Origin of the sequence: Halapricum salinum, from assembly GCF_004799665.1 — an archaeon.
In the GTDB taxonomy this organism is placed as follows: Archaea; Halobacteriota; Halobacteria; order Halobacteriales; family Haloarculaceae; genus Halapricum; species Halapricum salinum.
Map to the genome: position 1 here is coordinate 2,918,843 of NZ_CP031310.1, position 24,485 is coordinate 2,943,327.

Below are 24,485 nucleotides of genomic sequence, written 5' to 3' on the forward strand. Positions count from 1 at the left end.
AGATTAGACCTGCTCGAAGTACCACCGCTGATTCGAATTGCCGTACCACTCCCACTGATGGACGTCCCCGCCGTCGGCGTTCGACCAGCCCGCGACGTCCAGACACTTCCCGCTGTGGCGTGAGGACACCCGATAACCGTCCCCGACAGACTGGATGTCCCAGCGCTGATTGTCGCCGCCGTGCCAGCGCCACTGATGGACGTTCGTGCCGTTGTCGGTCGACGGACCGGACACGTCGAGCGCCTTCCCGCTGTGAGCTGGCGTCAGTCGATACGAGCCGTCGTCCAGCGCTTCGGCCGTCCAGCGTTGATTCGAACCGCCGTGGTAGGACCACTGGTGGACGTCCGCCCCGTCGGCGCTCGACCAGCCCGCGACGTCCAGGTACTTGCCGCTGTAGGCGTTGCGGATCTCGTAGGTCGCACCGTCCTGAATGCCCGTTTCGGACTCACCAGTCGGTGCGTAGTACGTCCAGCCGCCGGCCGGGACCGTGACGTACGCCCAGCCCTCCGAATCGGTCGCGATCGGCTCGCCAGTCCCGGAGTAGTCCTGAAGTATCTGGTCGCTCCAGGAGGTCTGGACCCACTGGCTAATCGTGGTCGAACCGTTGTTCAGGCCGACCAGTAGGTGGCTCTCGCGCTCGAAGATCGCGAGGTTCGCGTCGGTGTGTCGCCATATCGTCGAACCGCCCGCGAGGTTCTTTTTCACCCAGATCATGTTCCGGAAGTCGGCGTCGCCCAGGATCTCGTCGGGGTAGAGATTGTACAGCATGGGATATCCCGCCGCGCCCAGGACGAACGCGTGGGCGAGTTTGTACTGGTCGGGATGTTGCGTATCGTGGTTCTCCACGATCGGCATCGCCCGTGCGGAATCCTGGGCGATCAGTCCGGCCCCTTCCAACACGCGCATGTCGCCGTGATTGAACGCGTCCTCGATGGCGAAGTACAGCGGGTAGTCGAAGACGTGCATCCCGGTGTCGGCGTACTGCTGGGCGAGTTCGACCGAGGTGGTGAACACTTCCCCGACGCGGAACATCCCGCCGAAGTCGTTCTCGGCCCACGGGTTGGCGTGCTGGCGGAAGAACCACTCCGGCATGTTCTTGGCGGCGTCGAAGCGGTAGCCGTCTGCACCCGTGTTCGCGATCTTCTGCATGTAGTTGTACAGCTTCGTGCGGACGTACTCCGAGGACTGCTTGAGATCCGGCAGATTCTCGATCGATCCCTTCTCGACCAGCTCGGGATCGCATTCGATGCGGTCGGGATCTCTGGGTTCGCCGTTCTCGAAACAGCGATCGTCTTCGGGATCGAAGCCGTACGCCCAGGTCGGAATCCCACCCTGATGGTGGAAGTCGTTCCAGCTGAACTGCGGGAAGTTGTCGAAGTTCATCCCCGCCGCCATGTGGTTCATGACGGTGTCGACGTACACTTCGACACCCTCACGGTGGGCGGTGTCGATGAGAGTCTGTAGCTCCGCTTCGGTTCCCATCACGCTCTCGAAGTCCAGCAGGTCGACCGGCTGGTAGCCGAACGGTGGCTCCCCACGGCCGTCCCGAACCTCGTGGCCGGGCGTGAGCCGCGATTTCTGTGGCGGCTGGATCCAGATGGCGTCGATCCCGACCTCGGAAACACGACTCAGATCGTCGGTGATCGTCGGCCAGTCCTCGTGGAAGTACTGTAACGCGACCGGCTCACCTGCGCCGTGGTCCGCCGCCGTCGTCCCCGCGCTGGAGACGCCAGCGACGCCTGCTGCGGCCGCGCCCGTGAGCCCTTTGAGTATCTGTCTGCGCGATACGTCCGTAGCGATGTCTCTCGATACCATGTGTGCCCCTGGAGAGAGGGCTGTTCCCCCTTCCCCAGACCATTCTCCAAGTACAGATATTATAAATATTTTCTAGATCAATTGAATAAAGAATGTAGTTTCGACAAGAGGACGATCAGCGGGTCAGACCTGTTCGAACGTCCAGCGCTGGTTGTCGCCGCCGTGCCAGTCCCACTGGTGGACGGTCGCGCCGTTGTCGGTCGAGTAGCCGCTCACGTCGAGATATCTTCCGCTGTGGCGGGCTTTGATCGCGTACTCGCCACCGCCGAGGCCTTCGATCGCCCACTGCTGATTCGAATTGCCGAAGTAGTCCCACTGATGGACGTTCGCGCCGTCCTGGGTCGCGCTCGTGCCACCGGAGACGTCCAGACACTTGCCGCTGTGGGTGGGCGTGAGACGGTAGTAGCCGTCGCCCGTCGCCTCTGCGGTCCAGTGCTGGTTGGCGTTGCCGAGGTAGTCCCACTGGTGGACGTCCTCGCCGTTGCCAGTCGCGCCCGTGCCACCCTCGACGTCGAGGGCTTTGCCGCTGTTGACGTTCGTGATCCGATAGGTCCCCCCGTCCTGGATTCCCGAGCCGCCGCCACCGCCGCCGTCGTGGCAGGCTGTCGAGTAGACGACGTACTCCTGGGCAGGAATCGTGAGCTGGACCCACGAGTCGCCGTTGGTGTCGACGTAGCCCATCGTCCCGGTACAGTCCGACAGCGACTGGTTCGCGCCGATATCGGTGTAGACCCACTTGCTGCGCTGGCTGCTGCCGCGATTGATGGCAACAAGCGCGTCCCCGCGGTCGAAGATGTACAGGTCGGTGTCGACGTGACGGACGGCCGCGCCGCCACTCAGGAGGTTGTTCCGGATCCACAGCAGATTCCGAATCTCGCCGTCGTTGACCCCGATCCGATGGCTGTAGACGCGCGGATAGCCCTCGTACGTGAGGATGAACGCGTACGCGAGGCGTTCGTACTGCGGTGGCCGACTGTCGTGGTTCGAGACGAACGTCATCGACCGATAGGAGTTCCAGTTGACGTACCCCGCGCCGTCGAGGGCGTTCATATCGCCGTTCTGGTGGAAGACGTCCTCTTTCATCGTGTAGTACAGTGGGTAGTCCGTCACCGACTGGCCGGTCTGGGCGTAGCTATCGCAGACGTTCGGGTCGCCGTTGAGTACTTCCCCGACCTTGTAGAGACCGCGGTCGTCGGCCCACTGGTTGGCGTGGTCCCGGAAGAACCACTCCGGCATGTGCTTGGCCGCGTCGAAGCGGACGCCGTCGACGTCAAGGTCGGCGTACTTGTTCAGATAGTCCTGCAGTTGCCCGCGGACGTAACTCGACTCCTGTTTGAGGTCGGGCAGCCCCGAGAGGTCACCCTTCTCGACTGACTCGGGGTCGTCGTAGTTAATCTCACCCCAGTGGTGGAAATCGTTGTAGCTGAAGTACGGGAACTGATCGAACGGGACGCCGTAGGCCATGTGGTTCATGACCGCGTCGGCGATGACATCGAGGCCCTGGTTGTGGGCCTCGTCGACCATCTGCTGGTACTCCCATTCGGTCCCGAACTCGCTGTCGAAGTTCTTGTGATTGACGGGCTGGTATCCCAGCGGCGTGTGGAAGATCTCGCTGTCGTAATCGCGTTCGTTCCACGACAGTTTGCTCTCCTGGGCCGGTGGGACCTGGATCGCGTCGTACCCCTGATCCGCGATCGTCGGGAGATTCGCGCGAATGTCGTTCCACCGCGTGTGGTAATACTGATACACCGCGCTGTCGCCGATCGCTGCCGACGCAGAGCCGGTAAAGCTCGCTCCTGCTGCTGTGGCTGCGCCTGCTGCGCCGATACTCTTCAATACGTCTCGTCGAGAGAAGTCTTCACTTCCCCCCGTGATGTTCCCCAACATCCATCTGGCGTTATTCACCCCCGTGGTAAAACATTATCTTATACTATATAGTATATTTAGTGAGAAGAAAATATAAGAAGTATTATACGAAATGGTCTAGTAGAGTGAAAGCTGCTCGAAAAATCGATGCTGAGAGGCGGTGACGAGGCAGTTAGATCTGTGTGAGCGTCCAGACCTGACTGTCGCCGCCGTGTTCGGATTGCTGTTGGACGGTGTCGCCGTTAGCAGTGCCCATCGCTTCTGCGACCTTGTCGCTGTGTCGTGCTCGAAGGAGGAAGCCACCGTCGACCGACTCGATCGACCACTGCTGGTTGGCGTTGCCGAAGTAGTCCCACTGGTGGACGTTCGCACCGTCCTGGGTCGCGCTCGTGCCACCGGAGACGTCCAGACACTTGCCGCTGGTGTGGTTCGGCGTCAGGCGGTAGTAGCCGTCGCCCGTCGCCTCCGCGGTCCAGTGCTGATTGTCGCCTTCGAGGTAATCCCAGACGTGGACGTTCGCGCCGTTGTCCGTCGAGACCCCCGAGACGTCGAGGGCTTTCCCGCTGGCGACGTTCTGGATGGCGTAGGTCGCGCCGTCCTGGACGGTCGTGCCACCGCCGCTGTCGCCGCCGCTGTCGCCGCCGTCGTCGCCGCCACTGCCGCCAGTAAAGCCGTCGGACCAGCCGTTGAACGACGGCGAGGGGTTGTCGCTGGTGTGGTTGTCACCGGACTCCCAGACCTCACCGGCGCCGCCCGAGGGACCGCGTCGGACCTTCCACTCGAACGACCCCGTATCGGCGAGGCTCACTTCCCAGGTGTCGCCGCTCGGGTTGGTCCCCTCGATTCCGCCGCCCCAGTTGGTGAGGGTACTCGTGCTACCGGTGAAGTACACCGACTCGCCGCTTCCGGTCGGAGCCTGGATCTGCAGCGTCGTCCCAGTGGTGTCGTCGCCGCCGCTGCCGTCGTCACCACCGCTGCCGTCGTCGCCGCCGCCACCGTCGACGCAGGCCGTCGAGAGGACGACGTACTCCTGTGCCGGGACCGAGACCTGGACGTATCCGTCGCCGTTGGTGGTGGCGTTGCCGACGGTGCCCGTACAGTCGGCCAGTTCGGTGTTCGCGCCGAAGCCGGTCTGGACCCACTGGCTGCGCGAGCTGGAGCCGATGTTGATCGCGACGAGTCCGTCACCGCGCTCGAAGACGTACAGATCGCTGTCGACGTGTCGAGTCGTCGCCGTCCCCGAGAGGACGTTCCGGCGGATCCACAGCAGATTCGAGATGTCGCTGTCGTCGATCGCGCGCCGGTGGTTGTAGACTCTGGGGTAGCCCTCGTATGTGAGGATGTACGCGTACGCGAGGCGTTCGTACTCCGGCGGGCCCTGGTCGTGGTTGGAGACGAACGTCATCGCCTGGGTGGCCGACTGATTGACCATGCCCGCCCCTTCCAGGGCGTTCATGTCGCCGCCGCTGTGGAAGACGTTCTCGCGCATCGTGAAGTACAGCGCGTAGTCGGTGACGGACATGCCCGTGTTGGCGTAGCTCTGATTGACCGAGAGGTCTCCGTCGAGCACTTCGCCGACCTTGTAGAGGCCGAACTCGTCGGCCCACTGGTTGGCGTAATCCCGGAAGAACCACTCGGGCATGTGCTTGGCCGCGTCGAAGCGGACCCCGTCGACGCCCAGGTTGGCGTACTTCGCGAGGTAGTTGTACAGTTCCCCGCGGACGTACGACGAGGACTGATCGAGGTCACGCAGGCCGACGAGCCAGCAGTCCTCGACCGATTCGGGATCGTTGTAGTTGATCGAACAGCTCGGGTGGAGGTCCTGGCTGCTAAAGCGTGGGATGTCGTCCATCGACACCTGCCGATCGAAGTAATCCCCACCCGCTGCGAGGTGGTTCATAACGGCGTCGGCGATGACGTCGAGGCCCTGATTGTGGGCCTCGTCCACCATCGCCTGGTATTCGGCTTCGGTGCCGAACACGCTGTCGAAGTTCGTGAAGTCGATGGGCTGATAGCCCAGCGGCTGGTGATAGACGAACTGGTCGCTGTCGCGTTCGTACTCGTACAGGCGGCTGAACTGGGCGGGCGGGACCTGGATCGCGTCGTAGCCCGCGTCCGCGACTGCAGAGAGGTTGTTTGTGATGGTACTCCAGTCGGTGTGATAGTACTGGTAGACGGCGCTGTCACCGATCGCTGCTGACGCAGATCCGCTGAGCGAACTGCTGCCAACCGCAACGGCGCCGAGTGCCCCCAGCCCCTTCAACACGTTCCGACGAGTCTGCGATTTACTACTGATGTGGTCTTTCCCCGACATCGAGTAAACGAAAGAGAGGGGGGCCTATAAACTATTTTGAATATTCAATATCATATTCTAACATATACAAAGCTAATTAAATACAATTTAGAAGAGTAGTGAAAGAATAACAGCCGAACAGCGACGAGTCGGTCGGCCTCAGGGAGCGTAACAGACCCAGCCAGTCGGCGGAATCCAGAGTTTGACCCAGGAGTCGCTGTTGGTCGTCACGTCACCCGCGTTGCCCGAATAGTCGTTGAGCGTCCGGTTCGCGCCGATGCCGGTGTAGACCCACTTGGACTTCCAGCTGTTGGTGCGGTTGAGCCCAACGAGGAGGTTGCCCTGACGCTCGAAGACGTACAGGTCACGTCCCGAGTGGCGCGTCACGGCCGAGCCGTTCGCGAGGTTCCGGCGAATCCACAGCAGGTTCGTGATGTCGCTGTCGTAGATGCCGATCCGGTGGTTGTACACGCGTGGATACCCCTCGTAGGTGAGAATGTAGGCGTAGGCCAGCTTCTCGTACTGGGGCGGCCGGCTGTCGTGATTCGAGACGAAGGTCATCGCCCCGAAGGGATTCTGATCGACGTAGCCGCCGTTGTCCAGTGCCGAGAGGTCGCCGTTCTGGTGGAAGGCGTCCTCTTTCATCGTGTAGTACAGCGGGTAGTCCGTCACCGACTGGCCGGTCTGGGCGTAGCCGTCACAGACACTCGTTGCGCCGTTGAGGACTTCCCCCACCTTGTAGAGACCGTGGTTGTCCGCCCACTGGTTGGCGAAGTCGCTGAAGAACCACTCGGGCATGTGCTTTGCCGCGTCGAAGCGAATCCCGTCGACGCCGAGCCCGGCGTACTTGTCGACGTAGTCTTTGAGTTGCCCGCGAACGTAACTGGACTCCTGTTCGAGGTCCGGCAATCCGACGAGGTCACCGTTCTCGACCGACCACGGATCGGAATAGTCGATCGCCCCGTTGTGATGGAAGTCCGGATAACTAAAGTACGGGAAATCGTAGCCGACGCCCGCCGCCATGTGGTTCATGACGGCGTCGGCGATGACGTCCAGGCCCTGATTGTGAGCCTCGTCGACCATCTGCTGGTACTCCCACTCGGTGCCGAACTCGCTGTCGAAGTTCTTGTGGTTGATCGGCTGGTATCCCAGCGGCGTCTGGAACTTCTCACTGTCGTACTGCCGCTCTGACCACGAGAGCTTACTCTCCTGGGCCGGCGGGACCTGAATCGCGTCGTAGCCCGCACTGGCTACGTCCGAGAGGCTGTTCCGAACGTCGTTCCATCGGGTGTGATAGAACTGGTAGACGGCGCTATCACCGATCGCTGCGCTGGCCGTCCCGCTCGCCATCGCCCCGGTCGCTGTGGCCGCACCTGCTGCTCCGATGCCTTTCAATACGTCTCGACGAGAGAACTTTCCGTTCCCCCGAATGTTGTGCCCCAACATCCACGTCAATCATAATTCGTGGGGGTATATATCACTATTTTACCCCATCCTATAATTTTGATTAGTCAATACAATTGTAATCTTGTGACTGACAAAGTATCAACAGCCACAGTGGGGAATTTTTGATCGAACGGCCAGATTTCAGTCAGGGGAAGACGCCGGCTTCCTCGGCGGCGTCGAGAACGCGTTGGATCGAGACGACGTACATCGCCGTCCGGAAGTTCGGCGTCTCACGGTCTTCGTAGGCACTCGTCAGGTCGTCGAAGGCCTCGGTGATTATTCGTTCAAGTTCCTCGTTGACGCGCTCTTCCGTCCACGCAAACCGCTGGCGATTCTGGACCCACTCGAAGTACGAGACAGTGACGCCGCCGGCGTTGGCGAGGATGTCGGGGAAGACGTGGACGTCACGCTCGGCCAGGACGTCGTCGGCGTTCGGCGTCAGTGGGCCGTTGGCCGCTTCGACGACGATATCGGCGCTGACGTCCTCTGCGAGATCGGCGTCGATCGCGTTCTCCAATGCCGCCGGGATCAGGACGTCGACGTCCAGTGTCAGTAGTTCCTCGTTGGTCAGTTCCCGGTTCGCGCCGTCGTATCCAGTGACGCTGCCCGTCTCGTTCTTGAACTGCTTGACGGCCCCGACGTCCAACCCGTCGGGGTCGTAGACCGCGCCGCTGGAGTCGCTGACGGCGACCACGTCAGCGCCCTGGCCGTCGAGGAGTCGCGCTGCGACCGAGCCGGCGTTACCGTAGCCCTGCACGGCAACGGTCGCATCTTCGATGTCTCGGTCGAGATACCCGAAGGCTTCCCGTGTGACGATACTGACCGACCGTCCCGTGGCCTCGACCCGACCGGCGCTGCCGCCGCTCTCGATGGCCTTGCCCGTGACGACGCCCGGTTCGGTCGTGTTTTCGAGCGTCTCGTAGGTGTCTTTGATCCAGTTCATCTCCCGCTGGCCGGTGTTGACGTCCGGCGCGGGGATGTCCCGGTCCTCACCGATGATCGGCCGGAGTTCCTCGGCGAAGGCCCGAGTGATCCGCTCCAGTTCCGAGTCGCTGTACTGGTCGGGATCGATCTCGATGCCGCCTTTGCCGCCGCCGTAGGGGATATTGACGGCTGCACACTTGTAGACCATCCACCCCGAGAGGGCCTTGACTTCGGCCCGGGAGACGTGGGGGTGGTACCTTATTCCACCCTTATAGGGGCCGCGATCGCCGTTGAACTGCGACCGGTAGGCCCTGAACGTCTCGATCGATCCGTCGTCCATCTCGACCGATAACGTCGTTTCGAGGACACGCTCGGGTTGTTTGAGCCGTTCGAGCATGCCGGGATCGACGTCGAGGTAGGCCGCCGCGTCGTCGATCTGTTCCTGCAGACTCTCGAACGGGTTGACCTCGTCTGCCATACCCCCAACTGACAGCCAGGACGGGCAAAAGAATGTCGACGTGAGTGTCTACTGGGATCGTCTCCCCAGGTCAGGCCAGCTCCCAGGCGTCGCCGGCCTGCGCCCGCGCCCGGATTCGTTCTGCCTGCCGGATCTGGGGTGCGTCGATCATCTCGCCGTCGAGGACGAACACCGCCCGATCTGGGTGGTCGCCTGCAGCGTCGAGAATTCGGCGCGCCCACTCGATTCGCTCTCGTGAGGGCGTGAACGCCTCGTTTATTACGGTAACCTGATCAGGGTGCAGCGCCATCTTCCCGTCGTAGCCCAGTTGCAGGGCGAATTCGGCGTCCTCCCGAAGTCCTTCTAGATCTCCATAGTCGGGGTAGTGCGTGTCGATCGCGTCGATTCCGGCCGCACTGGCCGCGAGGACCGCCTGTGAGCGGGCGGCGAGCACCTCTGTCCCTTCGTCGGTCCGCAACGCGCCGATATCACCGGCCAGGTCCTCGGCGCCAAACAGGAGCGCGTCAGTCGACTCGACAGCGGCGATCTCCTCGGCGTGGAGGACGCCCGCCGCGGACTCGATCAGCGCGAGGATCGGCAACTCGATGTCGTGTTCGCACACCTGTGCCGCCAGTGTCTCGACGGCTTGTGCGCCGTCGACTTTCGGGAGCATGACGCTATCCGGGCGCGAATCGGGACCGAGTACGCCGTCGAGGTCCGCCTCGGCCGTCTCTGGATCGGCGTTTACCCGCAGGCAGACTTCACAGTCTGGATCGATCGACCGGAGCGTCTGCCGCGCCGTCTCTCGGGCCTCCTTTTTGGCGTCTGGGGCGACTCCGTCTTCGAGGTCGAAGACGACCACGTCGGCGTCCATCTCGACGGCTTTGCGCTGCATCTCGGCTCGGTCGCCGGGCGTGAATAGAACGCTCCGTCTGACCATGCCGCTCGTAGGCAGGCCGGCGGTAAAGGGATTCGCGTGGACCCCCACAAGAGGTTTCCCGGCATGTAGCGTACCACCAGTCGATGAACGACGACGACATCGTCGTCGCCGAGGACGGGACCGCCCTCCCGGCGGTCGACGTCCTGACCGGCCGGGGCTTCATCACGGGCAAGTCCGGCAGCGGCAAATCCAACACGGCAAACGTCGTCGTCGAAGGCTTGCTGGAAGCCGATCACTCGCTGTTGATCGTCGACATCGATGGCGAGTACTGGGGCCTGAAAGAGCGCTACAGCATCCTCCACGCCGGCGGTGGCGGGAGATGCGACGTCACTGTCGACGAGCGCGACGCCGAGACGCTCGTCGACATCGCGCTCGACGGCCAGCCCGTGATCCTCGACCTCTCGGGCTATCTCCGTGCAGAGGAGTCGGCGGCCGTTCTCGAAGCCGTCCTCGAACGGCTGTTCAGACGCGAGACGGAAGTTCGAAAGCCGTTTCTGCTCGTCGTCGAGGAAATCCACGAGTTCGTCCCCCAGAAGGGGAGCCGCGACGACGTCGGCGACGTCCTCTTGCAGATCGCCAAACGCGGCCGCAAACACGGCCTCGGGCTGCTCGGCCTCTCACAGCGGCCCGCAGCCGTCGACAAGGACTTCGTGACCCAGTGTGACTGGATGGTCTGGCACAAGCTCACCTGGGACAACGATACGGACGTCGTCCGGCGGCTGCTCGGCACGGACGCCGCAGAGACGATCACGGACTTCGAGCCCGGCGAGGCGTACCTGCGAACCGACTGGACCGACGAGACTCGCCGGATACACTTCCGCGAGAAGCGCACCTACGACGCCGGGACGACCCCGGGGATGAGCGATTCTGATCCCCCGTCGCTGGTCGACGTGGACAAAGCGATTCTGAAACGATTCGACCGTGAGGACCCGGAACCAGCGAACGAGTCCGGGGACGACTCGGCGGAGCCGACAGCGCCGGGAGCGACAGCGACCCAGCCGACGGCGAGTACGTCGACGACCTCCGACGGCGGGACGGCCAGCGCGACTCCTCGATCACGAACCAGCGCCGAGGAGACTGCTGTGGACATGCTCGTGGAGTTCGCGTTCATGCTGGCCCATCTCGCGGTCCGGGCGGTCCAGGCGAGCGTCCGTGGCCTCCGCCGGGCCGAAGATCGGGCCGTCGACGCCGTCACACAGCGGCTCGACGACAGGGGATGGTCCTCTCTCCCCGTTCGGTTGGTACTCCGCGTGGTCCTCGTGCTCGCAGTAATAGTGGCAATCGTTTTCACCACGGCCTGAGCACCCAGAGCCATGAGCAAGCGAGAGGCGGTCGTCCGCGGAGCCGGGCTGGTCGCGGCCTCGACGGTGATCGTGACGGTCGCGTTCGTCGGGCTGCTCGCGGTCGTCTCCGGCGAAACGTCGGGACTGGCCGATCGGTTTCCCTTCTACGTCGTCGTGTTGAGTAGCGCGTTCACCGCGCTGATCCTCACGCTCGAACGCTATCTCGCCGACGGGCGGAACATCCTCCTGACGGCGGTCGTGCTCTCGATCACGATCGCAATCGTCGTCGGACTCGACGTCGAAGGAATCCTGTTCGCGATCGAAAATCCGGATCAACTGGTGGCCTCGCGACTGCTCCTCTATCTGCTCGCGGCCGGCTGTCTCTGTACGGGACTGGTCTACTGGAGCGTCCACCACTGGCGGGAATTTACGGCGTCCTGACCAGGGTTTTTATCTTCGCGAACCCGTAGTGTCAGATCGATGCCGTTCATGTCGGACTCGGACTTTTCGGTCCACGACGACGACTGTGAGAAACAGGCGAGCGGGTGGATGCCGATCTCTTCGCTCCCGGACGAGGTCTCCGACATCGACGACCTCGACTGTGAGTGCTGGGACGACTACGACTCGCTGGCCGAGATCTGATCACTCGCCGACGAGCCGCGCCAGGTGCTCGGGTGGCACCGCGCCGCGGGCGGCGTGCTCACCGTAGACGAACGTCGGCACGCCTGAGATTCCGAGTTGCTGGCCCTCGGCGAATCGCTCGCGGAGTTCGGCTTCGAGCTGCTCGTCGGTGATCGCGTCCCGGACTGGCTCGGGGTCGACGCCGACGTCCTCGGACAGTTCGGCGATGACCTCGGGATTCTCGATGTTCCGCCCGTCGCGCCAGTAGGCCGCGAACAGCCCCTCGTAGAACGCGCGTGACGTCTCGGCTGACTCCGTCTGCTCGACGAACAGCGACGCCTGCTGGGCGTCCCAGGAGTCGACGTCGGGGACGTCCTCGAAGTCGCGCATCTCGACGTCGTACTTCTCGCGCAGCCGCTGGACGTTCTGTTTGGCCTGCTCGAAGTACGCCTCGTCCTTGCCGTCGTCGACGTCCTCGCGGATGCGTCCATCCGGCGCGCGCTTGTACCCACGAAGATCGAACTGCCGCCACTGGACCTCCGGTGGGTTCTCGGCCGATTCGAGGTACTCTTGGAGTGACGCCCTGCCGAGATAGCAGAACGAGCAGACGGGATCGGCGTAGACTGTAAGTGTCGCTGTCGTCTTCGTGGTCGCCATGTCTCCACGAACGGACTCGACGGCCAAAAGTTGGCTGCTGTGTGCAGCGTCGCTCGACTGAACCCTTCGCACATAAACGTGCTCACGAGCCGGCCGTCGACAAGTCAGGTCTCCCGGCTGGGCTGGCTGCGCATGAACGCGCAGTCGTGCCGGCCGTCGACAATTTAGTCGTCCGCAGCGATCTTCTTCGGCTCTTCTTCGCGCGGGAAGTTACCGATCGTCGCCTCGCGGAACGATTCCTCGTCGAAGCCGTAGTCGGCATCGAGGAAGTCGACCAGCGTCCGAGTGTCGCGCATCGCGTTCTTCAGACAGGTCGAGGCCCCCGGCGACGGCGTGATGTTGAAGATGATCCCGTGGCCGTGGATCTTGGCCTCACCCATGTCCAGGGTCTTGTTGGCGGTGTCGACGATCTGCGGGCGGACGCCACCGTAACCCTTCGCGCGCTTGATGTCGTCTTCCTCGACGGACGGAACGACCTTCTGAACGTGGGGCAGGAACGCTTTCTTGCCGACTTTCGGCACGTCGTAGAAGAGGTTCTTCACGACGTACGGGAAGAGCACGCGGTCGGCGAGGATGTTCGCGTAGCTCAGGAACGACGACGCGTTCAGCCCGAAGACGTCGAAGAAGTCCGGTACCGTGTTCAGACGGCCGCGTTCGAGCGCCGGGACGAGCTTCGCGGTCGGACCGAACCGCGTGGTGCCCTGATCGTGGACGTCGGCGTCGCCGTGGACCGCCGCGAAGGGCAGTTTCTTCATCTGGAGGGTGTAGACCTTGCCGTTGAGCAGTCCCTCTTCGGCGAGGAAGAAACTCCCCGCGACCGGCAGCAGCGACTTGTTCTTGCCGTAGCCCATCTCCTTTGCGACCTGGAGGCTGTGAGAGCCTGCCGCGACGACCGTCGCGTCGGACTCGAAGGTCCGCTCTGCGGTCTCGACGGTGAACCCGTCCATCGTCTCGGCGATGTCGGTCACTTTCGTGCCGGTGAAGACGTCGACGCCCTCGCTGTCGGCGACCGTCTCGACGAAGTCTTTGGAGATCTCGCCGTAGTCGACGGTGTAGCCGTCGGGCGTCTGCAGCGCGAGCAGGTCCTTTCGCGGGTCGCGGCCCTCGACGACCTTCGGTTCGAGTTCGGCGATCCGATCACGGCCGATCGCGTCGAGTTTCGGGAACAGGTCGCCGAATCCTTCGTCGTGATAGCGCGTCTCGAGTTTGTCGACTTCCTCGTCGCCGACCGCCAGCACCATCTTCGAGCGCTTGCTGTGGATCTCACGCTCCGGATCGTTGGCTTCGAGGTAGCCAGCGACCATCTCTGCACCCTCTTTGACTTCCTCGGCCTTTTCGAGGGTGTAGTTCGTCTCGATATCCCCGAAGTGCAGCGTCTGGGAGTTGTTGGTATGGTGGGAGTTGATCGCCGCGATCTCGTCTTCTTTCTCGATGAGTGCGACGCGTTCGATGTCGGTGAACTCGGCCACCGTATACAGGAGTGATGCTCCGCTGATACCGCCGCCGACGATAATGAGGTCGTATTCTTCTGTCATGCGTTGATACCCGTCCGCGCGCGTGTCGCTATCACAAACCGATGGCTGGATCTACAAAACCTCTGCTATCGAGACTGACACTCTTCACGATTTATAATCCGAGATTGCGCACTTCGTCCGCTGATTGCCCAAACAGCGCAAACGTTTATTCAATTTGTCCAATAGTCAGGGCGACCACGTCTCGATACGCCCGTCACGGATGTCTTCGAAACAGCCCTCACAGTCCGGGTGGCCGGCCTCGTAACACCCCGGCCGCCCCTCGGCGTCGACCCCGATCGCACGCTGTTCGGCGTAGCGTCGACAGACGATACGGGCGTTCCCGTCGTCGTCGGTGGGAAGGTCGACGGCGGCCGCGTATTTGGCCCGTCGATAGGCGTCCTGGGCCTGGGCGACTTGCTCGCCCGCAGATCGAAGTTTCGCCCGCAGGAAGCGCTCGACGCGCCCGTCCTCGTCCATGACTGGCGTTCCGAACTGGATACACATAGGCCTTCTCCGACCAGGCGAATCGCTGCTTCACTTTCACCGAGGTCGCCGAGAGTTTATAAGCCATGCCGACCAACCGTCGAATGTCTCCCATCGAAAACCAAGGCGGAGACAGTGAGACCAATGAGTGATTTGCGTACCCATGCGGAAGAGATACACGAGCAGTTCGCCGACCAGCTAGACGTCGACGTCGAGACCGTCGAGGAGCGCCTCGACACGCTGGTCAACGAGTACAAGGTCCCAGTCGAGGAGGCGCGTCGCAGCGTCACCAACAGTTACCTCGACGAGGCCGGGATGGACCGCGACGAGCTGGGTGGTGGAGGTGGCAACGAACACGTCGAGCTCGCGAGCATCGACACGGCCGAGCAGTGGGTCGACGTGACCGCCAAAGTCGTCGAGCTGTGGGAGCCCCGGAGCGACGCCGTCGGGCAGGTCGGTCTGCTCGGCGACGAGTCCGGGACGATCAAGTTCACCAAGTGGGCCAAGTCCGACCTCCCCGCGCTGGAGGAGGGCACGGTCTACAACCTGGGCAACGTCGTCACCGACGAGTACCAGGGCAACTACTCGATCAAGCTCAACCGAACGACCACCATCGAGGCGGTCGACGAGGACATCGAAGTCGGCGACAATAGCGTCACCGTCGAAGGCGCGCTAGTCGACATTCAGTCGGGCAGCGGCCTGATCAAGCGCTGTCCCGAGGAAGACTGCACCCGCGTCCTCCAGAACGGCCGCTGCAGCGAGCACGGCGAGGTCGAGGGCGAGTTCGACCTGCGGATCAAAGGCGTACTCGACGATGGTAACGATGTCCACGAGGTCATCTTCGATCAAGAGGCTACGGAAGCGCTGACCGGGATCGAACTCGAAGAGGCCAAAGAGATGGCCATGGACGCGCTGGACACGACCGTCGTCGCAGACGAGATGCGGGGTGACACGCTCGGACAGTACTACCGCGTCACGGGGCCGACCCTGGGTCGATACGTCCTCGTCAACGACCTGGAAGTCCTCTCCGGGCCGGTCGACGCAGAGAGCGTGCTGATCAAAGCGAGGTCGATCTAGTATGAGTCAGGCACCCACCCGCGAAGTCGCACGACGCGTCTTCGCACGCGAGTTCAACGACGCGACGTACACCTTCAAGGAGAGCGACGACGAGCGAGCGCCGGTCTACGCGCTGTTGCCCACGGGAGAACGCGCGAACCGAATCTTCATCGTTGGCACGCTGACCGAGACCGAAGACGTCGGCGAAGACAGCGAGTACTGGCAGGGGCGCGTCGTCGACCCCAACGGCGGGACGTTCTTCGTCTACGCCGGTCAGTACCAGCCCGACGCCGCGAGCATGCTCCGGGAACTCGAACCCCCGGCCTACGTCGCGATCGTCGGCAAGCCCCGGACCTACGAGACCGACGAGGGTGACGTCAACGTCTCCGTCCGACCCGAATCGATCACCCGCGTCGACGAATCGGTCCGTGATCGCTGGGTCGTCGAGACCGCCGAGCGGACCATTGAGCGTATCCAGGCCTTCGAGAGCGACACTCCGAGCGAGTACGTCGAGATGGCCCGCGAGCACTACGACCTCCCCGTCGAGAACTACCGACGGGCGACGGTCGAAGCACTGGAGAGCCTCGAAGAGCCGGAGACGGCCGCCGAACCGAGTCCCTGAGATCGACCGCCGATTTCAGATCTCCAGCAGTTCGACGAGGTTGTTTTCGGGATCGCGGACGAAACAGATCTTCGTCCCGCTTTCGGTCGTCTGTGGCTCGCTGAGTGTGTCGACGCCATTTGGTAGCGCGTCGTAGACCGCGTCGAGGTCCTCGACTTCGAGGCCGACGTGAGTCGCACCGGGTTCGTGCAGCGACGGCTCGTTTCTGGTATCGCCCTCGGGATCGTAGCTGACCAGCTCGATCCGTGCGTCGCCAGCGTCGAGATGGGCGAATTCGGCGCTCGCACCGTCGACGTCGACCCCGGTCGCGAAGGCGTCGCCGCCGACGGAGAATTCAGCAATCACTTCCAGTCCGAGGACGTCACGGTAGAATTCGACGGCACGATCGAGGTCAGAGACGGTTATGCCGTAGTGGTGTGCAGTGAGATTCATATCAGATTCGGCGCTCGCCGGTCGCTAAACAGCTTCGACATCCGCTGCTCAAAGACGCGTCAGACTCGCGACAGAGACGGCTGCGACGACAACGTGCATGACCATCAGTACGACAACTGCACCCAGTGTCGCGGCCTCGTCGAAAACGAGAATCGCCAGATCGGGCACGAGCGAGACGACGAGGACGACGGCAGCGAGTCGCTGGAAGGTCCGGTTGGGGTCGGAGACACGCCGGGTCAATAGGCCGTAGACAAGAGTCGCCCCGACTGCACTGGCTACTGTGAGAAAGAGCACTGGCGGATACGAGAGTGCCATGAACGGTTCGACGAGGTCGGTTTCGAGGACGGCCCATAGCAAGGCAGCGTTGGCCAGCGCCGACAGCACGGCCGCGACGCTGCCTCTGATCGCGAGCGTCTGGACGTCGATCGGTGTCTGTGTGGCAGTCGACGACATGTTGAACGCCCATTCACTTCGAAAGAATACATAATTTCCGCCCGGGAACGGATCGTGTGATCGTCTGACGAAAGGTTAAGTGTGATGCGTGACGACCATAACGCAACGATGGGCAACAAGAACAAGACGATCTCCTTTCGCGTAAGCGAGGAGAAGTTCGAAACTCTCCGGGAGATCGCCGAAGAACGCGATATCTCGCTGTCGGCAGTCTTCCGGGACTACGTCGATTTGCTCGTCGCCCACGACGGTAAAGTCGAGGTCGTCCCCGAACACGAGCTCAACCAGGGCAGCGGGAGCGACGAGAAGAGCTTCCCGCCCAAAGTCGAGGTTCCCAAGAGCTTCATCCGGGAGCACGAGCGCCTCGAACTCGAAGCCGACCACCTCCGCGAACAACTGGAAGAGTACAAGCGCTACGCGACGGAGCTCCACGAGCGCGTCGACCAGAAAGACGAGGACGAGGTCATCCAACTGGAGGACCTCGACGGCGAGGAAGAGGAGGAGAAACCCTATCGGATCGGCGACTTCGACGACATCTAGCTGAGGTCTTTTCGCGCCTGGTGGGCCGCCTCGCGGGCGGCCTGTTGCCCATCGACATCGGCCAGCGTCTCGATCGCCTCGAGCCGCCGGATCGAATCGTCCAGGAACGACCGAACGTCACCCGGATAGGCGTAGACCATGTAGTCGTCGCCCATGACGTCGACGATGGCCTGTGGGCCGAGCCCACCCTCCCGCAGTTCGAGTAGGTAGGAGATGAATTTGCGTTGGGGACACCCACAGTGGGGCGCACCCTCGCAGTCGCAGTCCATGAAGTCCTGTGCGAAATCGAGGATGCGATCCTGCGTCGTGTCGTCGAGCTTCGCCAGGTTCTCGCCCTGGAAGAGCAGATCCAGCGTCGCGCCGGAGAACGCCCCCTTCGGGAAGTTCGTCTCCATCTGGGAGGCGAGCTGGCGATGGTTTTTGACGTAGATCTTGTCCGTGATAGCCACGCGTATCTGCGAAGAGAGGCTGGACGGCGAAAAAGACCGCGATCGACACTCACGTCGTCGATCCGGAGCGTCTCGCTCGACCCCGAAATTTTAGGCCGAGCGTATCCCGAGTCGGAGTATGCCGACCCAGTTGACTACTGTCGAGACCGTCCACGAAGCGGGATCGTGGCTGTTCACCGCGACCGACGCCTACGGCTCTGACGAGGAGATCCTACTGGTACCTTGTGAGGACGGCGTCCAGGCGTGGATCAACCGCTGCACCCACGAGGCCCAGCGGTTCGACACTGGCAGGGGTGCGCCGATGCGCGAGGGCCAACTCATCTGCCCGAAACACGGCTCGCTGTTCGACGCCTGCTCGGGCGAGTGTGACAACGGTGAAGCCGCGGGGACGACCCTCCCGGACGTCTCTGTGGCCGTCACGAACGGCCAGGTTTATCTTACGGACGACGACTTCACCTTCCAGCACGAGGGCGGTCTCGACGAAGACGACGGCCCGAGTTCGACCTCACATATCGGATTCTGACGCCTCCGGCAGCGATGCGATCTGCCGAGAGCCGAACAACTTTACTATCGTGGTGAGTGGTCGTCGATATGGGCCAGTTCGAAACCGACCGGGTGGGGCAACTGCTCGGCGTGGCAGCGATCGTCGTCACGTTCGTCGGGATCTTCGGCGCGGTCGCGCTATCTCCGTCGTTCGCCTGGAGCGAGAACGCCCTCTCGAATCTCGGTGTGGCCAGTCACGCTGCCGGAACCGGAACGACCGTCCTGCTGTTCAACGGTGGTCTGCTACTCGGTGGCGTGCTCGGAATCGGCTTTGCAGTCGCGCTCGCCCTCCGGGAGGCACGTCTGCTCGGCCGACTCGGGGCCGCCCTCTTCGGCGTGGCGATGGCTTCGATGGCCGGTGTCGGCGTCTTTCCGCAAGGCCACTCACTCCACTTCGGGGTCGCCTCGGGACTGTATCTGCTGTTCTCGGTCGCGACGATCGTCTACGCTGGCGGACTGGTGATCGACGGCGACCGACGGGCAGGGGCCCTCTCGGCTGGACTCGGCGTCGTGAACCTCGGGATCTGGATCGGCTGGGTCGGGGCTGTCGGGATCGAGGCCCCGGGGCTGGCGATCCCGGAGATTCTGGGCGCAGGCTGCGTTGGGGCGTGGGCGCTCTGGCAGGCCCGAGAACTCGGATAGAGCGCGACCGCGGAGAGACCGAACTGTTTACTCTCCGGGGGCGAAACCCTCGGTCGAATGAACCAGTGGTATCGGCGGACACTCTACTATCTCGTGACGCTGTTCGTCGTCATCATCGCGTACGCAGGTGCCTACGATTACGGGATGACCGCCTTCGAGGGGCGGTCCCAGAATTTCCTGCACTCGTTGCAGATTGTCGTCGAAACCTTCACCACGACCGGATTCGGTTCGGACGCTCCCTGGTCGTCCTGGCAGATGAACGTCCTCGTCATCGTGATGGACCTGACCGGGGTCTTCCTCATCTTCCTCGCACTCCCGGTGCTCGTGTTCCCGCTGTTCGAGGAGGCCCTGTCGACGACCGTCCCGACCAGCGTCACCGGCTACGAAGACCACGTCGTCATCTGTTCGTATACCGCGCGTGCCGACGCACTGATCGACGAACTGGACTCCTGGGACGTCGAGCACGTTCTGATCGAGCCGGATCGTGATACAGCAACCGACCTCTACGAGAACGACTACGACGTCATCCACGAGGATCCCACGTCGGTGTCCGGGCTCGAAAATGCCGACCTCGGGTCGGCACGCGCGGTCGTCGCCGATCTCTCCGACGAGGTCGACACGAGCATCGTCCTGACGGCACAGGAGGTCAGCGAGGACGTCCGGATCGTCAGCGTCGTCGAGGAACCGAGCCACCGCCGGTATCACGAACTCGCGGGTGCCGACGTGGTCCTCTCGCCGCGGCCGTTGCTGGGAGCGAGCCTCGCGTCGAAGGTGACGACCAGTTTCCGGACGGACGTCAGCGACGCGGTCGACATCAGTTCCGACCTCCAGATCGCCGAGATTCCGATCCGCTCTAACAGCCCGCTCGAAGGGACGACGCTGCTGGACAGCGACCTCCGTGAGGAGACCGGCGTCAACGTCATCGGGGCCTGGATGCAGGGCACCTTCGAGAGCCCGCCCGATCCGACGGCGACACTCCGACGGGGATCGGTCCTGCTGGTCGCGGGCCGGCCCGACCAGCTCGCAGCCCTCCGCGATCTCACGCTCTCGGAGATCCGGCGCTACGACGGCGGACACGTCCTCCTGGCCGGGCACGGCGAAGTCGGGAAACGCGTGGCCGAGCGTCTCGACGATGAGGAGATTCCCTACACCGTCGTCGACATCGTGGACAAGGAGGGCGTCGACGTCGTGGGCGACGTGACCGATCCCGCGACACTCGAGGCGGCCGAAGTCCACGGCATTCGGACCGTCCTGCTCGCGATCCCGGACGACACCGCCGCGGAGTTTGCCACGCTCGTCGTCAGAGATCTGAGTCCCGAGACGGAGATCATCGCCCGGACCGAGGAAGCCGAAAGCGTCCAGAAGATGTACCGCGCCGGGGCAGACTACGTCCTCTCGCTCGAAACTGTCACCGGCCGGATGATCGCCTCGGCAATCCTCGAAGACGAGGAAGTGATGTCCGTCGACACGCAGGTCGACGTCGTCCGGACGACCGCCCCGGAACTGGTCGGACAGTCAGTGGGCAGCGCCGACGTGCGCGCCCGAACCGGTTGCACGATCGTCGCCGTCGAACGCGACGGCGAGACTCACACCGATCTCGATGTAAACTTCCGAATCCGCGAGGGCGACGAACTGGTCATCGCAGGGACCGACGAGGGCACCAACCGCTTCATGGACGCCTTCCGGTAACGCGGACCCGCCGAGACGAGCCCAGGGGCCGAACTTTCAAGAGAACCGCCGGGAATTGTCGAACGTGACACGCGTTGTCGTTCCCGGCCACGGAGACAGGAGGCGACGATGACCGCCATCGAGACAGAGGGGCTCACCAGACGCTACGGCGAGGTGACGGCGCTCGAAGATCTCTCGCTCACGGTCGACGAAGGAGAGTTGTTCGGGTTGCTTGGCCCAAACGGGTCTGGCAAGACTACCACTATCGAGATTTTGACTGGCCAACTCACCCCGACGTCAGGGTCGGCCACGGTTCTGGGCCACGACCCCGTCGCGGAGCCGCTGGCAGTCCGAGAGGCTATCGGGATCCTCCCAGAGCGCGAGGATCCGCCGAGTTTCCTCACGCCACGGGAGTACCTCCAGTTCGTCGGTGACGTCCGGGATCTCGCCGACGTCGCGGGGCGGATCGAGACGTGGGCCGACCGACTCTCCTTTTCGCACAAACTCGACACGCTGGCGACCGATCTCTCGGAGGGTGAGCGCCAGCGAGTCATGCTCGCTCAGGCGTTCCTCCACGAGCCCTCGCTCGTGTTCATCGACGAGCCGCTGGTGAACCTCGATCCGATTCTCCAGGAGGAGGTCAAAGACCACCTGCAGGAGTACTGCGACGCCGGCAACACGCTCTTTCTGTCGACGCACTTCGTCGACGTCGCCGAGGAACTGTGCACCGACGTGGCGATCCTCCGGGAGGGTGAGTTGCTGGCGACACGGGACCCACGAGAGCTGGCCGGCGAGGAGACGCTTCTGGAGTACTTCATCTCCACAGTCGGGGCCGATCCGGCGGAGGTGACCCGGTAGTGATCGTCGCGAAACGTCGGGTCCAGGGAGTGACCGACGGATGAGCACGCCGACGCGGACCATCTTCGTCGCGATGCTCAAAGAAGAGTGGCGACTGCAATCGACGCTGTTCGGCGGCCGCCGGTTCGCCGCCTTCCCGCTGGCCGTGCTCGCACTCGCCGTCGGTGGGTTCGTCCTGCTCTCGGAGGCAGGGACTGGCCAGGAAGCGATCGTCGCTGGCCTGCACGCGCTGGTCGTCTTCTTCGGGCTGCAGGTCGGGACGATCGGGCTCGTCGGCCGTGACGCGATGCGCGACGTCCTCGGGGACATGACGTTGCTCGTGTTCAGCTCCCGGACGCTGCCGATCACCTGGCGACGCCTGCTCGCGATCTTTCTGGTCAAGGATCTGCTGTACTACTCGATCCTGTTCGTCGGGCCGGTCGCGCTGGCGTACACACCAATCGCCATCGCCGGCGGACAGCCACCGCTCGAAGTGGGCCTGCTGTGGCTCACCCTCTCTGGCGCGTTCGCACTCGGGGTCGGATCGAGCCTGACGCTGATCGGACTCGGCAGCCACCACCGCCTCGTCGGTCTCGGCGCAGTGGCTCTCGTCACTGCAGGCGTCGTTCTCGGTGGCGTCGATCCCGTCACGCTGACGCCCTACGGCACCTACACCGACGCGACGCTCGCCAACGCCGTGGCCGGATTCGCGCCGGTCGTGGTCCTCGGTGTGTTCGGCGTCCTCCTGTTCGAGCCTGGGGAGCGCTCACAGGGGCGCAAGCGCTTCGCACTCGTCGACCGTCTCGTCCGTGCCGTGCCGGACGACCGCGGAATCACACACAAGGCGTTGTTCTCGGTCGTCCGCTCCAGCGGCTCGGTCTGGAAGGTGCTGTTCTCGATGGGGGTGTTGTTCGGCGTGGCCGCACTCCTGCTCTCGGAACTGTCGAGGGCGACGGCGATCGAGCCCCATCGAGGGATCGCATTCGGCGCATTGCTCGGACTCGGCGGGTTCACGACCTACGCCTGGCTCACCCAGTTCGAGGACGAGGGCGCGACGCTACGCTATCCAGTCACGACTGCCGCCGTGTTCGCGGGGATCCGGCGGGCGTATCTCGCGCTGGTCCTTCCGACTGGGCTGGTCTACTTCGCAATCGCGACGGTGTGGGTCCCCATCTCGGAGTTGCTCGTCGGCGTCGTCGTCTTTCCACTCGTCGCAGTGTACGTCTACGGGCTGACGGCCTACGTGGCCGGCTTCTCGCCCACGGAACTGCTGTTCGACACGCCGCTGTTCCTGGCGTTCGGGTCGGGATTGTCGCTGATGGCACTGCCAGTGCTGATCGCGTCGCTGGCGAGTTCGGCCGCGCCGACGATTGCGATGGGCGTCGCCGTCGGTGTCTCGACAGTGGCAGCGGCGATCGGCATCGTACTCGGTCGACTGGCTGGGCCTCGGTGGGAGTCGCGGCTGCGGACGTCGTCATGACGAAAATACTTTCGTCAGTGCCGCCGATGCGATAGACGACTGACGTGGCTACCGAGACACCGCCGGACGAGAGCGCTCCGGGCTCGAACGCGATTCACGTACTCGTCGTCGACGACAGCGAGTTCTTCGCCGAGATGACCGCCGAGACGCTGGCCAACGAGCACGAAATGGTCACCCACGACGTCAACGACGTCGACGAGGCCAAAGCGTACCTCTCCGACACGCGAGTCGACTGTATCGTCAGCGACTACGAGATGCCTGGCGAGGACGGCCTGGCGTTTCTGGAGTGGGTCCACGACAACTTCGACGCGCTCCCGTTCATTCTCTTGACTGGGCGCGGCGACGAGGAGATCGCCAGCGAAGCGATCGCCGGCGGCGTCGCCGACTACCTGCTCAAACTGGAGGTCGTCGAAGACAATCAGTACGGTCGACTCGCCAATCGAATCCGGAGTGTCGTCGACCAGCAGCGAACCGAACAGAAGTATCAACATCTGGTCGAGAACACCCCGGATGCGGTCGCGCACGTCGGGGAGAGCGGCGAGATTCTCTCGGCCAACGACGCGCTCGCCGATCTCGCAGGCACGTCGTCGGACGCGCTCGCCGGGGCGAATCTCCAGTCGGTTCTCGGAGAGGACGTCGGCCAGGAGTGGATCGAGACGGGCCGGAAAGCGATCGAACACGGTGAAGCGACGAAAGCCGAGACCGTCTATCGCGGCCGACACGTCCACAACATCTTCGTTCCGATGGACGACCGGAGTCCGCTAGAGTCGTTTCAGCTCATCTCGCGGGACATCACCGCCCAGAAAGAGCGCGAGCGAGAACTCCGACGGCAGAACGAACGGCTGGAGACGTTCGCCAGCGTCGTGACGCACGACCTGCGCAACCCGCTGAACGTCGCTGCCAGTTCGCTCGAACTGCTCGAACCGGAGGTTGGGGACACCGAAGAGTACGACCGGATCACGCGCTCGCTGGAACGGATGGACGACCTCATCGACGACGTCCTCATGCTGGCGCGACACGGCGAGCACGCCCACGACCCCGAAGACGTTTCCCTGCAGGCAGTCGCCGAGGACGCCTGGGCGAACGTCGACGGCGAGGTGGCGACGGTGGAGGTCGTCTCGACGGCGACGATCCACGCAGACAGGGGACAACTCCAGGAGCTGCTTGAGAACCTGGTCGCCAACGCTATCGAACACGCGGGTCCCGACATCACCGTCGAGGTCGGCGTCCTCGACGGCGGATTCTACGTCGCCGACGACGGTCCCGGGATCGATCCGAGTGCCCGCGAGACGGTCTTCGAACTCGGCTACTCGACGAACGCGGCGGGGACGGGGATGGGTCTGGCGATCGTCGAGCAGATCGCCGACGCCCACGACTGGTCGGCCACCGTGACCGACAGCGAGTCCGGCGGTGCGCGGTTCGAGTTCACCGACGTCGATTCCTCCTGACGGTAGCTTTTTGATCGGG

24 protein-coding genes are annotated in these 24,485 nt (G+C 63.3%); 12 read left to right on the plus strand and 12 right to left on the minus strand.

Going from position 1 to position 24,485, the window contains the following annotated elements; genetic code table 11:
* Positions 1-3: 3 nt before the first annotated feature.
* The 6 genes from DV733_RS14330 to DV733_RS14355 form a co-directional block, all read right to left on the minus strand.
* Entirely contained in the window at positions 4-1,815 is a 1,812-nt protein-coding gene (locus DV733_RS14330; RefSeq protein WP_079979350.1) for an alpha-amylase domain-containing protein, read from the minus strand.
* 123 nt (positions 1,816-1,938) lie between these two features.
* Positions 1,939-3,702, minus strand: a complete 1,764-nt coding sequence (locus DV733_RS14335) for an alpha-amylase domain-containing protein (RefSeq protein WP_079979351.1) — start codon at positions 3,700-3,702, stop codon at positions 1,939-1,941.
* 151 nt (positions 3,703-3,853) lie between these two features.
* A complete protein-coding gene (locus DV733_RS14340) occupies positions 3,854-5,995 on the minus strand; it encodes an alpha-amylase domain-containing protein (protein ID WP_079979352.1) in 2,142 nt (713 codons plus the stop codon).
* A 138-nt stretch (positions 5,996-6,133) separates the two neighbouring features.
* On the minus strand, positions 6,134-7,369 hold the full coding sequence (locus DV733_RS14345) for an alpha-amylase domain-containing protein (RefSeq protein ID WP_237560465.1): 1,236 nt from the start codon (positions 7,367-7,369) through the stop codon (positions 6,134-6,136).
* 196 nt (positions 7,370-7,565) lie between these two features.
* Entirely contained in the window at positions 7,566-8,822 is a 1,257-nt protein-coding gene (locus DV733_RS14350; RefSeq protein WP_049992673.1) for a Glu/Leu/Phe/Val family dehydrogenase, read from the minus strand.
* Between the two features lie 70 nt (positions 8,823-8,892).
* Positions 8,893-9,741: an HpcH/HpaI aldolase/citrate lyase family protein gene (locus tag DV733_RS14355; protein WP_049992674.1), complete on the minus strand. Its 849-nt coding sequence runs from the start codon at positions 9,739-9,741 to the stop codon at positions 8,893-8,895.
* A gap of 83 nt (positions 9,742-9,824) precedes the next feature.
* On the opposite strand from DV733_RS14355, the gene DV733_RS14360 reads away from it, so the two are divergent.
* The 3 genes from DV733_RS14360 to DV733_RS17395 are packed head-to-tail and all read left to right on the plus strand — an operon-like array spanning position 9,825 to position 11,666.
* Complete coding sequence (locus DV733_RS14360) at positions 9,825-11,042, plus strand: ATP-binding protein (protein ID WP_049992675.1); 1,218 nt, start codon at positions 9,825-9,827, stop codon at positions 11,040-11,042.
* A gap of 12 nt (positions 11,043-11,054) precedes the next feature.
* Positions 11,055-11,465 carry a hypothetical protein gene (locus DV733_RS14365; protein ID WP_049992676.1) on the plus strand — a complete coding sequence of 137 codons (411 nt, stop codon included), beginning with the start codon at positions 11,055-11,057 and terminating at the stop codon, positions 11,463-11,465.
* Between the two features lie 39 nt (positions 11,466-11,504).
* Positions 11,505-11,666: a hypothetical protein gene (locus tag DV733_RS17395; protein ID WP_170178710.1), complete on the plus strand. Its 162-nt coding sequence runs from the start codon at positions 11,505-11,507 to the stop codon at positions 11,664-11,666.
* On the opposite strand, the gene DV733_RS14370 is transcribed toward DV733_RS17395, so the two are convergent.
* From DV733_RS14370 to DV733_RS14380, 3 genes are all read right to left on the minus strand, one after another.
* A complete protein-coding gene (locus DV733_RS14370) occupies positions 11,667-12,302 on the minus strand; it encodes a DsbA family oxidoreductase (RefSeq protein ID WP_049992677.1) in 636 nt (211 codons plus the stop codon).
* 164 nt (positions 12,303-12,466) lie between these two features.
* The gene (locus tag DV733_RS14375; protein WP_049992678.1) at positions 12,467-13,837 is read right to left on the minus strand and encodes an FAD-dependent oxidoreductase; all 1,371 of its coding nucleotides are present in this window, start codon (positions 13,835-13,837) and stop codon (positions 12,467-12,469) included.
* 165 nt (positions 13,838-14,002) lie between these two features.
* The gene (locus DV733_RS14380; protein ID WP_049992679.1) at positions 14,003-14,293 is read right to left on the minus strand and encodes a DUF7091 family protein; all 291 of its coding nucleotides are present in this window, start codon (positions 14,291-14,293) and stop codon (positions 14,003-14,005) included.
* Between the two features lie 150 nt (positions 14,294-14,443).
* On the opposite strand from DV733_RS14380, the gene DV733_RS14385 reads away from it, so the two are divergent.
* Both DV733_RS14385 and DV733_RS14390 read left to right on the plus strand, forming a co-directional pair.
* Complete coding sequence (locus tag DV733_RS14385) at positions 14,444-15,376, plus strand: replication factor A (protein WP_049992680.1); 933 nt, start codon at positions 14,444-14,446, stop codon at positions 15,374-15,376.
* A 1-nt stretch (position 15,377) separates the two neighbouring features.
* Complete coding sequence (locus DV733_RS14390; RefSeq protein ID WP_049992681.1) at positions 15,378-15,977, plus strand: RPA family protein; 600 nt, start codon at positions 15,378-15,380, stop codon at positions 15,975-15,977.
* A 15-nt stretch (positions 15,978-15,992) separates the two neighbouring features.
* Here the strand turns inward: DV733_RS14390 and DV733_RS14395 are convergent, their stop codons facing one another.
* Positions 15,993-16,409, minus strand: a complete 417-nt coding sequence (locus tag DV733_RS14395; RefSeq protein ID WP_049992682.1) for a VOC family protein — start codon at positions 16,407-16,409, stop codon at positions 15,993-15,995.
* Between the two features lie 48 nt (positions 16,410-16,457).
* Positions 16,458-16,862 carry a DUF6069 family protein gene (locus tag DV733_RS14400; protein WP_049992683.1) on the minus strand — a complete coding sequence of 135 codons (405 nt, stop codon included), beginning with the start codon at positions 16,860-16,862 and terminating at the stop codon, positions 16,458-16,460.
* A 108-nt stretch (positions 16,863-16,970) separates the two neighbouring features.
* Here DV733_RS14400 and DV733_RS14405 point away from each other — a divergent pair, with 108 nt between their 5' ends.
* Positions 16,971-17,399 carry a CopG family transcriptional regulator gene (locus DV733_RS14405; protein WP_049994258.1) on the plus strand — a complete coding sequence of 143 codons (429 nt, stop codon included), beginning with the start codon at positions 16,971-16,973 and terminating at the stop codon, positions 17,397-17,399.
* On the opposite strand, the gene DV733_RS14410 is transcribed toward DV733_RS14405, so the two are convergent.
* Positions 17,396-17,848, minus strand: coding sequence for a DUF5814 domain-containing protein (locus DV733_RS14410; protein WP_049992684.1), 453 nt, complete (start codon positions 17,846-17,848; stop codon positions 17,396-17,398). The two genes, DV733_RS14405 and DV733_RS14410, sit on opposite strands and share 4 nt — an antisense overlap.
* Positions 17,849-17,966: 118 nt before the next feature.
* Between DV733_RS14410 and DV733_RS14415 the strand changes: the two genes are divergently transcribed.
* The 6 genes from DV733_RS14415 to DV733_RS14440 all read left to right on the plus strand — a co-directional run bounded on the left by DV733_RS14415 (position 17,967) and on the right by DV733_RS14440 (position 24,466).
* Positions 17,967-18,371 carry a Rieske (2Fe-2S) protein gene (locus DV733_RS14415; protein WP_049992685.1) on the plus strand — a complete coding sequence of 135 codons (405 nt, stop codon included), beginning with the start codon at positions 17,967-17,969 and terminating at the stop codon, positions 18,369-18,371.
* Positions 18,372-18,439: 68 nt separating this feature from the next.
* On the plus strand, positions 18,440-19,033 hold the full coding sequence (locus DV733_RS14420) for a DUF998 domain-containing protein (RefSeq protein ID WP_049992686.1): 594 nt from the start codon (positions 18,440-18,442) through the stop codon (positions 19,031-19,033).
* A gap of 57 nt (positions 19,034-19,090) precedes the next feature.
* Complete coding sequence (locus DV733_RS14425; protein WP_049992687.1) at positions 19,091-20,722, plus strand: potassium channel family protein; 1,632 nt, start codon at positions 19,091-19,093, stop codon at positions 20,720-20,722.
* A 108-nt stretch (positions 20,723-20,830) separates the two neighbouring features.
* Positions 20,831-21,559 carry an ABC transporter ATP-binding protein gene (locus tag DV733_RS14430; protein WP_049992688.1) on the plus strand — a complete coding sequence of 243 codons (729 nt, stop codon included), beginning with the start codon at positions 20,831-20,833 and terminating at the stop codon, positions 21,557-21,559.
* A gap of 40 nt (positions 21,560-21,599) precedes the next feature.
* Positions 21,600-23,018: a hypothetical protein gene (locus DV733_RS14435; protein ID WP_049992689.1), complete on the plus strand. Its 1,419-nt coding sequence runs from the start codon at positions 21,600-21,602 to the stop codon at positions 23,016-23,018.
* A 44-nt stretch (positions 23,019-23,062) separates the two neighbouring features.
* Complete coding sequence (locus tag DV733_RS14440) at positions 23,063-24,466, plus strand: sensor histidine kinase (RefSeq protein WP_237560466.1); 1,404 nt, start codon at positions 23,063-23,065, stop codon at positions 24,464-24,466.
* The last annotated feature ends 19 nt before the right edge of the window (positions 24,467-24,485 follow it).